Consider the following 10,866-nt stretch of genomic DNA (forward strand, 5'->3'; position numbering starts at 1 on the left):
GTTCCAGACTACCAGCGGGCCCGGCACCGGCCGTCTCGAGTGGCCGAAGCCCCGGATCTGGCCTTTCGTAGTGCCTGTGGAGCAGTTGCGACCACCCTGATGCAGTTGCGACCAGTGGGAGGCACCGTGCAGACCGACATCGATCCGCGCAGCCTGATCGGCCGGAAGGCCTTCGACCGCAAGGGCGCCAAGATCGGAACGGTGGACGAGGTCTATCTCGACGATGCCACCGGTGTACCCGAGTGGGCCGCCGTACGGACCGGGCTCTTCACCCGGGACGCGTTCGTCCCGCTGGAACCGAGCGAATTCGTCGACGGCACACTGGTGATCCCCTTCGACCGCGCCCTGATCAAGGACGCGCCCGACTTCGGTGTGGGCCGCCATCTGTCCCCCGAGCAGGAGCTCCAGCTCTACCGCCACTACGGGCTGGACTCGGCCCCCTCCGGCGGAACCACCGGCCCGGACAGGGACTTCGGCAGGCTGGCCGGCCACGAGGAGTAGTCCACCGGGTTCCGCACCAGGGGCAGCGGGTCGGCGGGCCGGAGCTCCGGATCGTCGATACGGAACGTGCGCACCCGGCCGGGCGGCATCCCCGGCTCCTCGAACCGCACGGTGACACGGCCGACCCCGCTGCCCTGCACCCAGCCGTGGCCGTGGACCTCGTGCCGTACGTCGTGCCCGGCCTGCCAGCGCCGGGCGGACAGCGGCACGGCGCTCCCGCCCTCGGTGTCCCCCTCCGCCGCGGAGGCCCGCCCGTCCGGCACGGTGGCGCCCGCGGCCCCCTGCTCCTCGGCCCCCTGCTCCTGCGCGGCCTGCTGCTCGTGCGCGGCCTGCCGGGCGTCTGCGGCCTGCGCGAAGAGATCCTCCTGCGTGAAGTCGGCGAGCCCCGTGACTCCCACTCCCAGCAGCCGTACGCCACCCGTGGTGTCGACGGCCTCCAGGAGCCGGGCCGCGGCCTCCCTGACGACCGTGGGGTCGTCCGTGGGGCCGCGGAGGGTCTCGGACCTGGTCAGCGTCGAGAAGTCGTAGCGGCGGACCTTGAGCACGACGGTCCGGCCGGACCGTCCGGCGCCCCTGAGCCGTTGGACGCACCGGTCGGCCAGCCGCTCCACCTCCGTCCGGACGCGCACCCTGTCGTGCAGGTCCACATCGAAGGTGTCCTCGACCGACACGGACTTCGCGTCCCGCTCCGCGACGACCGGGCGGTCGTCGTACCCCAGCGCCATGCGGTAGAGCCCGACGCCGTGTGCCTTGCCCAGCAGTCGCACGAGCTCCGCCTCGCCCGCCTCCGCCAGGTCGTGGACCACGGTCATGCCCGCGCGCCGGAGGTGGTCACCGGTGGCCGGCCCCACCCCCGGGAGGGTCCGTACGGACATGGGGGCCAGCAGTTCACGCTCGGTACCCGGCTCGATCAGCAGCAGCCCGTTCGGTTTCGCCTCCTCGGAAGCGATCTTCGCCAGCATCTTGGAGCCCGCCAGACCCACGGAAGCGCTGAGTCCGGTGACTCCCCTGATGACCGTCCGCAACTGCTCACCGACCCTGCGGGCCGACCCGGAGTCGTCGGCGACCCCGCCCGCCTCCAGATCGACGAAGGCCTCGTCCAGGCTGAGAGGCTCGACGAGCGGGGACAGCCGCCCGAGCAGCTCCATCACCTGGTCGCTCACCGTGCGGTAGAGCGAGAAGCGGGGCACCAGATAGGCCGCGTTGGGCGCCAGCCGCCTGGCCTGCGCCATCGGCATCGCGGAGTGGACACCGAGCCGCCGGGCCTCGTAGGAGGCGGTGGCGACCACACCGCGCATGCCCAGACCGCCCACGACGACCGGTTTGCCGCGCAGGCTGGGCTTCGACGCCTGCTCCGCGGAGGCGTAGAAGGCATCCATGTCCAGATGCAGGATGGTGGGTGCGGCTCTCACGCCACCGATGCTGCCCTACGCCACTGACAACGGGACTGCCCGGCGCACGCGCGGCGCGGGGCGGTCCCGGTGGCTCAGCCCGCGCGGTTGCGCCTCCGGGCCAGCTCGTCGGTGGGATTGTTGCCGACCAGCGTCTCGCCGGTGTCGACGCGCTCGCCGTGCAGCTGGGACAACGCGGCGTCCACGTCCCGCCAGACGACACCCACGGCGATCCCGAAGACCCCCTGGCCCCCCTGGAGCAGTTTCACGACCTCGTCGGGCGAGGAGCACTCGTAGACCGTCGCCCCGTCGCTCATGAGGGTCATCCGCTCGAGATCCGTGAATCCCCGGGCCCTCAGGTGCTGGACCGTGGTGCGGATGTTCTGCAGAGCGACACCCGTGTCCAGGAACCGCTTGACGATCTTGAGGAGTACCACGTCCCGGAAACTGTAGAGACGCTGTGTCCCGGACCCGTAGGCCGGGCGCACACTCGGCTCCACGAGCCCCGTCCGCGCCCAGTAGTCGAGCTGCCGGTAAGTGATCCCGGCCGCTGCGCATGCTGTCGGCCCCCGATAGCCGATGTCACCTGCCACTGCCACACCGTCCGCTGCCATCATCGCCGGCTGAACCGGCTGTCTGATGGTGTGGTCGGCCGCACTGCCGTGCTGCCGGTACGGCCCACCCGCAGCCGTACCGTCGCCGCTGCTTCTCACGCCGACCTCCGTCCTTGACCTGCCCACTCGAAGGTAGGCAGTCACCAGGGGTGCGTCAACGATCGCCACACTCGGCACGCCGAGTGATAATCACCCTGAGGGTGGTTTCCCGTGACCGATTCCGGGGAACGGCTTCTCGGATGCGCTGACAGAGGCCCCTGTGGGACGGTCACTGGCTGTTCGTACCGAAGTCCTCCGGCGAGATCTGGTCGAGGAACTCGCGGAACTTCTCCACCTCGTCCTCCTGCTCGTCCGGGATGGCGATTCCGGCGTCGTCGAGCACCCCGTCACTGCCGTAGATCGGCGTACCGGTGCGCAGGGCGAGCGCTATGGCGTCGGACGGCCGCGCGCTCACCTCGACCCCGCTGGCGAAGACCAGCTCCGCGTAGAAGACCCCTTCGCGGAGGTCCGTGATGCGGACCTCCGTGAGCTCCTGGCCCACGGCCTCGAGCACATCCTTGAAGAGATCATGGGTCAGCGGCCTGGCCGGAGCCATGCCCTGCTGGGCGAAGGCGATCGCGGTCGCTTCCCCAGGGCCGATCCAAATAGGGAGGTACCGGTCGCCTCCCACTTCACGCAGGAGCACGATCGGTTGGTTGGAGGGCATTTCCACCCGGACACCCACAACGTCGAGCTCGTTCACACAGCAACCCTAGGACGTGCCCGCCATGTTTGGATAGTCGGGCTCCTCCGCGGTCAGTGGAAGCGGACCTTCAGAGCGGTCTGGACGAGCGCGGCGTGGAGCCGGACGGAGAGCTCCGCGAGCTCCCTCGCGGTGGCCTCCGCATGGGCCCTGGTCTGCGGATTCCGGTGCAGGCGCAGGGGTGCGACAACCTGCTCGACCAGCCCGGCCTCCCGTTCGGCAGCCGCTTTCACCGCACGCAGATGCCGAGGCTCCAGACCGAATCGCCCCAGATCCGCCACAAGCCGTGCCACGGTGACCGCCTCGGCCTCGTAGCTGCCCCCGGGCGTGGGGACGATCAGCCCGTACGACTCCCACTCGTCGAGCTGCTCCTCGGACACCTCCGCGGCGGCGAGAAGCTCGGAGCGGCCGATACGGGCGGCGGTGGCCCTCCCGGGGTCCGGGTCCCAGCGGCCGTCCGCCGGCTCGCCCTGGCCGCCGCCGGACGGCAGCGCGGCCCGCCCCCCGCGCGCCAGGGCGTCGAGGTGCTCGCGAATGACCTTGAGCGGCAGGTAGTGGTCCCGCTGCATACGCAGGACCTGGGCCAGCCGCTCCACGTCGGCGGCACCGAACTTCCGGTATCCGGAGGCGGTCCGCTGCGGCTCGATGAGCCCCTCGGCCTCCAGGAAGCGGATCTTGGAGATGGTGACTTCGGGAAACTCGTCGCGCAGCCGCAGGAGCACCGTGCCGATGCTCATGGCTCGCTCGTCCGCGGCGGCGGTGCCGTGTCCGGCACCGCCTGTCGGTGTTCGCAGCATGGACCTTCCTGAGGGTCCCCCCCGGACCGCGTCCGGGGAGGGTCACACGCCTCGCTGGCTCGCGTAGAAGACCAGCCGGTACTTCCCGATCTGGACTTCGTCGCCGTTGGACAGCGCGACGGAATCGATGCGCTCACGGTTCACATAGGTGCCGTTGAGGCTGCCGACGTCACCCACGGTGAAACTACCGTCCACGTTCCTGTGGAACTCCACATGACGCCGCGACACGGTCACGTCGTCGAGGAAGATGTCGCTCTGCGGGTGACGGCCGGCCGTGGTCAGGTCGCCGTCCAGCAGGAAGCGGCTGCCCGAGTTCGGGCCGCGGCGCACCACGAGGAGCGCGGAACCCGCCGGCAGGGCGTCCACGGCGGCCTGGGCCTCCGGGGAGAGCGAGGGGGCGGCCGTCTGACCGGTCACCTCGGCCTCGTACGCCTCGATGCCGGAGATCGAGATGGTCGAGGTCGTCTCCGCGGCGCGCTCGGGCACTCCACCCCGCAGCGGCGCGCCGCAGTTGGAGCAGAAACGGCTGGTCTCGGCGTTGCGGTGCCCGCACCTCGTACAAACCGGCATGGACGAGCCCTCCGGGGCGGGGGGAAACCCTCCACCCGTACTTGAGGTCGATGGTGCCCCGAAACCTATGCGTCCGGCACCACCAGGGTCAACAGACGACGCGCCGGACCCGCCGGCACCGTCCCCCGGCACTTCATCGCGGAAGAGCGGGCGCTCCGAGCCCTGCTCCTCGGCACCCTGACCCTGACGCGGAGCGCGGTGACGGGCAGCACTGTTGCTGTCCTCGCGGGCACTCTTTCCGAACAACTTCGCAAACAACTTCACGGGCGTTTCCCCTTGACCGAAATAGACCCGCCCGTGGGGCAGGACGAACCCTGAATGAACACACCTGCCGACCCGGACATCCTCACAACGTCCGTATCCACTCGACAGTTTCCACCACGCGCCACCGATCCGATGCGCCGACCCCCCGCAACCTCGTCCTCGTGTCCCTCCGGCCCCGCCGGCCGTGCCCTCACTGCGGTGACGACCGAGCGTAGTCAGGCTGCTCCGCCGGTCGCAAGGCATCCACGACGATGTCCTCGGAGCGTGTCACCTGCGCCGTGGCCTGCTCCTTCTCCAGCGTCTGCACCACTCCGCCGGGGATGTTCAGAGCCGGTTCGAGGTCCTGCGGCTTGCCGATGACCTCGAACTCGTACGGGGCCTCGATCTTTCGCCCGTCGACCCGGAGGTCGCCCGCGTCACCGGAGAAGTACGTATCGGCCACCACACGCACCCCGTCGACCTCGATGGCCTCGGCTCCGGCCGCACGCAGTTCCTGGATGGTGTCCAGGAGCATGTCCGCCTCGACGGCGCCCGTCGGGTCGCTGATGGTCAGGGTGATGCCGGGACCGTGGGCCGCGACCGTGCCCGCGAGGATACCGAGCTGCCGTTCCTTCTCCAAGGTCTGCTTGCGCGCCTCCTCCGCCTGGTCGGAGCTGTTCTCCAGCTCCGTGCGCTGGGCGTCCAGACGCTGCTTCTCGTCCTCGAGGCGCTGGGTGCGGTTGTCGAGCTCGTCCAGGATGCGCACCAGGTCCTCCTGGCGGGCGCCGCGCAGTGCGCTGTTGTCGCTGTTCGACCTGACCTGGATGGCCAGACCGAGTCCCAGGACGAACAGGAGGAGGGCGACGACGAGTTGGGCCCTGCTCACCCTGGGCGGCCAGAGGCCGGCCATCAGCCGTCGGCGTCCCGACATCTCCTCGGGCGCGGCGGCCGGGGCCGGTGCGGGCTCGGGGGCCTCGGGGGGCAGTGCGCCGCCGGGCGGATTCTGTTCGTTGGTCATCGGCCTCAAGCCCGGAAGACGTGCCGGCGGATTGCCGCGGCGTTGGAGAAGATACGGATTCCGAGGACGACCACCACACCCGTGGAGAGCTGGGCTCCGACGCCCAGTTTGTCGCCGAGGAAGACGATCAGTGCGGCCACCACGACGTTCGAGAGGAACGACACCACGAAGACCTTGTCCACGAAGATCCCGTCGAGCATGGCCCGCAGACCACCGAAGACGGCGTCGAGCGCGGCGACGACGGCGATCGGCAGGTAGGGCTCGACCACCGCCGGCACTTCGGGCCGGACCAACAGTCCGACCACGACTCCGACGACGAGGCCCAGTACGGCGATCACGATGTGCCCTTCCCTGTGTCTGCCGCACCACTGCCCGTGTCTGCGGCCTGAGGCTCTGCTGTTCGTACGATCAGGCTCGGCGCGGCCGGCAGACGTACCTTCTCCTGCTCGGAGATGCTGGTGCGGATGTCGAAGCTCTCGTGCAGCGCCTGCAGATACAGCCCGTCCGCACTGTCACGGAACGCGTCCGCGAGCTTCTTCCCGTCCCCCACCGCGAGCACGGTGTACGGCGGCACGAGCGGCCTGTTGTCGACCAGTATGGCGTCGCCCGCGGCGCGGATCGCCGAAAGCGCCGTCAGCCGCTGCCCGTTGATCGCGACAGCCTCGGCGCCGGACTGCCACAGGCCGTTGACCACCCGCTGCATGTCGCGGTCCCGTACCCGTCCGGTGTCGGCGAAGCCGGTCGACTCGCGCGGTCCGCCACCGCCCTGGTCGGTGTCCTTGGCGTCGTCGATGACGAGCTTGATTCCGGGCCCCTCGACGGGGGTCGCTCCGGACAGCAGTGCGACGAGGCCGCCCTGGTCGCCGCCGTGCTCCTCAAGTGCCTTGCGCTGCCGCTCGCCGACGTCCTTGCGCAGTTCGTCGACGTCCGCCTGGAGCGTGTCGGCCGCACTGGTCTCCGCGTTGACGCGGTCGATGAGTTCCTCGCGCTCCTTGGCCACCACGGGAGCCGCGACCTGGGCCTCGGCGGCACCGAGGGTCACCACGAGAGCGGCCAGCACCAGGCCCGCCGCGAGCCCCAGCTTCGCCTTGAGCGTACGGGGCATGCCTGCGCTGCCGTCGGCCTCGCGGCGTGCCGAAGCCTCGGCGTAACCCTCGTCCAGGCTGTGCTCCATCACCGTGGTCAGCAGCGACATGGACGCGTCGGGGCGGGGAGGCGGCGGTGCGCTACTCCGATCGGGGGGCGGCTGCGACATGCCGCACATCGTCGCACGTCATGGCGGCTGCCACCGAATGGCCCCACCGGTGGCCCGGAAGCCGCAGCGTAGCGGCTTCCGGGCCATCGTCGGGGGTCGGTCAGTCGCCCGCGCTGTCGACGATCGCCGCCCATTCGTCGAGCAGTGCCTGGGCGGAGGCGTCGTCGGGGCCTTCGGCCCACAGATGGGTCACGGCCTCCGCGCGGTCGGGCAGCACCATCACCCAGCGTCCGTCGGTCTCGACCACCCGGACACCGTCGGTGGTGTCCACGCTGCGCTCTCCGGCCGCCTCGACGACGCGCCGCATGACGAGCCCCTTGACGGCCCACGGCGTCGCGAGGTCGCGGCGCAGGACGTGGGCCCGCGGGATGCGGGCGTCGATCTGGCTGAGCGTGAGCTGTGTCCTGGCGACCAGCCCGATGAGGCGGACGAAGGCCGCCGCGCCGTCGAAGACGCTGCTGAACTCGGGGATGATGAATCCGCCGCGTCCGTCACCACCGAAGATGGTGGTGTCCTCCCGGCCCACCCGTGTCAGGTCGTCCGGGGAGGTGGTCGTCCACTCCACCTGCGTGCCGTGATAGGCGGCCACCTGTTCGGCGACGCGTGTGGTCGTCACCGGGAGGGCCACCCGCCCGCTGCGGCGCTCGGCCGCGATCAGGTCCAGCATGACCAGCAGGGCCCGGTCGTCCTCGATGATGCGGCCCCGCTCGTCGACCAGGGAGAGCCGCTCGCCGACGGGGTCGAACCGCACCCCGAAGGCCGCCCGTGCGGACGACACGATCTCCCCGAGCCGCACCAGTCCGGCGCGCCGCGTCTCCGCGGTTTCGGTGGGCCGCGACTCGTCGAGCCCCGGGTTGATGGTCAGCGCGTCCACGCCGAGGCGTCCGAGCAGGCTGGGCAGGACGAGCCCCGCACTGCCGTTGGACGCGTCCACGACGACCTTGAGGCCGGCGTCGGCGATGCCCGCCGTGTCGACGTTGCGCAGGAGCGATCCCGTGTAGGAGTCGTAGACGCTCGACGGGAAGTGCAGGTCCCCGATCTCTCCGGGGAAGGCCCTGCGGTACTCCTGGCGGGCGTAGACGCGGTCCAGCTTGCGCTGGCGGGCCTGGGAGAGGTCGGCTCCCCGCTCGTCGAAGAACATGATGTCGACGGAGTCCGGCACCCCGGGGGACGTCCGGATCATGATGCCGCCGGCGCTGCCCCGTGCGGTCTGCTGGCGGGCCACGGGCAGCGGTACGTTCTCCAGGTCCCGGACATCGATGGCGCTGGCCTGCAGCGCCGAGATGACCGCCCTCTTCAGAGCGCGCGCGCCGCGGGAGTGGTCACGGGCCGTGGTGACCGTCGCGCCCTTCTTCAGCGTCGTCGCGTACGCGCCCGCGAGCCGGACCGCGAGTTCCGGGGTGATCTCGACGTTCAGGATCCCGGAGACACCACGTGCACCGAACAGGTGGGCCTGCCCACGCGACTCCCAGATCACCGAGGTGTTGACGAACGCGCCGGCCTCGATCGTCTTGAACGGGTAGACCCGGACATTGCCCTGGATGATCGATTCCTCACCGACCAGGCACTCGTCGCCGATGACGGCGCCGTCCTCGATGCGGGCCGCGCGCATGATGTCGGTGTTCTTGCCGATCACGCAGCCGCGAAGATTGCTGTGGTCGCCGATGTACACGTTGTCGTGGACGACGGCCCGGTGCAGGAACGCACCGGATTTCACGACGACGTTCGATCCCACGACCGTGTGCTCGCGAATCTCGGCGCCGGCTTCGATCTTGGCGTAGTCGCCGATGTACAGGGGACCGCGGAGCACGGCGTCGGGGTGGACGTCCGCGCCTTCCGCCACCCATACGCCGGGAGAGATCTCGAAACCGTCGAGCTCGACGTCCACCTTGCGTTCCAGCACGTCGGCCTGGGCCTTGACGTAGCTTTCGTGGGTGCCCACGTCCTCCCAGTAGCCCTCGGCGATATAGCCGAAGATGGGCTTGCCCTCCTTCATGAGCTGCGGGAACACATCACCTGACCAGTCCACGGAGGTGTCGGCCTGGACGTAGTCGAAGACCTCGGGCTCCATGACGTAGATGCCCGTGTTCACCGTGTCCGAGAAGACCTGTCCCCAGGTCGGCTTCTCCAGGAAGCGCTCGACCTGGCCCTCTTCGTCGACGATCGTGATGCCGAATTCCAGCGGGTTCGGAACCCTCGTCAGGCATACGGTGACGAGCGCGCCCTTCTCCTTGTGGAAGGCGATGAGGTCGGTGAGGTCGAAGTCGGTGAGCGCGTCGCCGGAAATGACCAGGAAGGTGTCGTCCTTCAGGGCCTCTTCGGCGTTCTTCACGCTCCCCGCGGTACCGAGTGGCTTCTCCTCGTTGGCATAGGTGAGCTCCATACCGAGTTCTTCGCCGTCACCGAAGTAGTTCTTGACGAGCGAGGCGAGGAACTGGACGGTCACAACGGTCTCGTTGAGCCCATGCCGTTTGAGCAGCCGCAGCACGTGCTCCATGATCGGCCGATTGGCCACGGGCAGGAGCGGCTTGGGCATGCTTGAGGTCATGGGGCGAAGGCGGGTGCCTTCACCGCCTGCCATCACGACGGCCTTCATGTCGGAAACGTCCTCCTTGAACAGACGACGGTCTAGCCGACTTCGCCCGTCGGGGCAAAACACCAGAGCATTCGTTGCGGGCGTGCGACTCTGCACGTCACGCGCCAACGAGCTGATCGGCTACTTTTCATCCGCCTTGACGAGTCGGCGGACTTGGACCACGTAAAGGATCCCTGCCCACCAATAGAGGGTTGTACCCCACCCGGCGAACGCCCATCCGAAAATGGCGCCCGTCGTTGCCAGCCAACCACTACCGTCGCTGAGCAGCAACAAGGGGAAGGCGTACATCAGGTTGAACGTGGCTGCTTTGCCGAGGAAGTTTACCTGGGGTGGTGGATAGCCGTGCCGGCGCAGGATTCCCACCATGACGAGGAGCATCAGCTCTCGGGCGAGAAGCGCCGCGGTCAGCCAGAGCGGGAGGATCTCCCGCCAGGTGAGGCCGACCAGGGTGGACAGGATGTAGAGGCGGTCGGCGGCCGGGTCCAGGAGCCGTCCGAGACTGCTGATCTGATTCCATCGGCGGGCGAGCTTGCCGTCGAGATAGTCACTGACACCGCTCAGCATCAGGACCAGCAACGCCCAGCCGTCACTGTTGGGCCCGCCGAACACGGGGCGGAGGATCAGCCACAGGAAGAGCGGTACGCCGACGAGGCGAGCCATGCTGAGGATGTTGGGGATGGTGAGCACTCGGTCCGTCTGAACCCGAGTCTCCTGGACCTCCACCCGGGGGCCTCCTGTGAAGAACGTGCCAATGATGCCCCCTGACCCTACCCTCAGCTGCCGACGGCCGGTGCACAGGGGTAAGGAGGACGGGTCGTGAACGCAGAAAAGCCCCGTGCCACAAGGGCACGGGGCTTTCCCGGAATAATTGTTCGGCGGCGTCCTACTCTCCCACAGGGTCCCCCCTGCAGTACCATCGGCGCTGAAAGGCTTAGCTTCCGGGTTCGGAATGTAACCGGGCGTTTCCCTAACGCAATGACCACCGAAACACTATGAAATTAACCAACACCGGATATAAACACAGCCGTTCGTTATTTCAGAACTAACACAGTGGACGCGAGCAACTGAGGACAAGCCCTCGGCCTATTAGTACCAGTCAGCTCCACCCGTTACCGGGCTTCCACATCTGGCCTATCAAC

11 protein-coding genes and 2 rRNA genes are annotated in these 10,866 nt (G+C 68.8%); 1 reads left to right on the top strand and 12 read right to left on the bottom strand.

Annotated elements, in window-relative coordinates; translation table 11 throughout:
• The first annotated feature begins 126 nt into the window (after positions 1 to 126).
• Complete coding sequence (locus ACFWVP_RS12040; protein WP_384495851.1) at positions 127 to 501, top strand: PRC-barrel domain-containing protein; 375 nt, start codon at positions 127 to 129, stop codon at positions 499 to 501.
• On the opposite strand, the gene ACFWVP_RS12045 is transcribed toward ACFWVP_RS12040, so the two are convergent.
• From ACFWVP_RS12045 to ACFWVP_RS12100, 12 genes are all read right to left on the bottom strand, one after another.
• The gene (locus tag ACFWVP_RS12045) at positions 420 to 1,913 is read right to left on the bottom strand and encodes a DNA polymerase IV (RefSeq protein ID WP_384495852.1); all 1,494 of its coding nucleotides are present in this window, start codon (positions 1,911 to 1,913) and stop codon (positions 420 to 422) included. The genes ACFWVP_RS12040 and ACFWVP_RS12045 overlap by 82 nt on opposite strands.
• A 74-nt stretch (positions 1,914 to 1,987) precedes the next feature.
• Positions 1,988 to 2,605 carry a MerR family transcriptional regulator gene (locus ACFWVP_RS12050; protein ID WP_384495854.1) on the bottom strand — a complete coding sequence of 206 codons (618 nt, stop codon included), beginning with the start codon at positions 2,603 to 2,605 and terminating at the stop codon, positions 1,988 to 1,990.
• Between the two features lie 169 nt (positions 2,606 to 2,774).
• Complete coding sequence (locus ACFWVP_RS12055; protein ID WP_006123076.1) at positions 2,775 to 3,248, bottom strand: bifunctional nuclease family protein; 474 nt, start codon at positions 3,246 to 3,248, stop codon at positions 2,775 to 2,777.
• Positions 3,249 to 3,301: 53 nt separating this feature from the next.
• Positions 3,302 to 4,045 (bottom strand): MerR family transcriptional regulator, encoded by a 744-nt coding sequence (locus ACFWVP_RS12060; RefSeq protein WP_384495856.1) that lies wholly within the window; start codon positions 4,043 to 4,045, stop codon positions 3,302 to 3,304.
• 42 nt (positions 4,046 to 4,087) lie between these two features.
• The gene (locus ACFWVP_RS12065) at positions 4,088 to 4,879 is read right to left on the bottom strand and encodes an FHA domain-containing protein (protein ID WP_384495858.1); all 792 of its coding nucleotides are present in this window, start codon (positions 4,877 to 4,879) and stop codon (positions 4,088 to 4,090) included.
• A gap of 190 nt (positions 4,880 to 5,069) precedes the next feature.
• On the bottom strand, positions 5,070 to 5,876 hold the full coding sequence (locus ACFWVP_RS12070) for a DUF881 domain-containing protein (RefSeq protein WP_384495860.1): 807 nt from the start codon (positions 5,874 to 5,876) through the stop codon (positions 5,070 to 5,072).
• Between the two features lie 5 nt (positions 5,877 to 5,881).
• Positions 5,882 to 6,214, bottom strand: coding sequence for a small basic family protein (locus tag ACFWVP_RS12075; protein WP_003970459.1), 333 nt, complete (start codon positions 6,212 to 6,214; stop codon positions 5,882 to 5,884).
• A complete protein-coding gene (locus ACFWVP_RS12080; protein ID WP_384495862.1) occupies positions 6,211 to 7,131 on the bottom strand; it encodes a DUF881 domain-containing protein in 921 nt (306 codons plus the stop codon). The genes ACFWVP_RS12075 and ACFWVP_RS12080 overlap by 4 nt, the downstream gene beginning before the upstream one ends.
• A 100-nt stretch (positions 7,132 to 7,231) precedes the next feature.
• Positions 7,232 to 9,727: a sugar phosphate nucleotidyltransferase gene (locus tag ACFWVP_RS12085; protein ID WP_384495864.1), complete on the bottom strand. Its 2,496-nt coding sequence runs from the start codon at positions 9,725 to 9,727 to the stop codon at positions 7,232 to 7,234.
• A 120-nt stretch (positions 9,728 to 9,847) separates the two neighbouring features.
• Complete coding sequence (locus ACFWVP_RS12090) at positions 9,848 to 10,450, bottom strand: CDP-alcohol phosphatidyltransferase family protein (protein ID WP_384495865.1); 603 nt, start codon at positions 10,448 to 10,450, stop codon at positions 9,848 to 9,850.
• A gap of 147 nt (positions 10,451 to 10,597) precedes the next feature.
• A 5S ribosomal RNA gene (rrf, locus tag ACFWVP_RS12095) occupies positions 10,598 to 10,714 on the bottom strand.
• A 79-nt stretch (positions 10,715 to 10,793) separates the two neighbouring features.
• A 23S ribosomal RNA gene (locus ACFWVP_RS12100) occupies positions 10,794 to 10,866 on the bottom strand; the annotation flags it as partial.

Source organism: Streptomyces sp. NPDC058637 (assembly GCF_042717325.1).
Classification (GTDB): domain Bacteria; phylum Actinomycetota; class Actinomycetes; order Streptomycetales; family Streptomycetaceae; genus Streptomyces.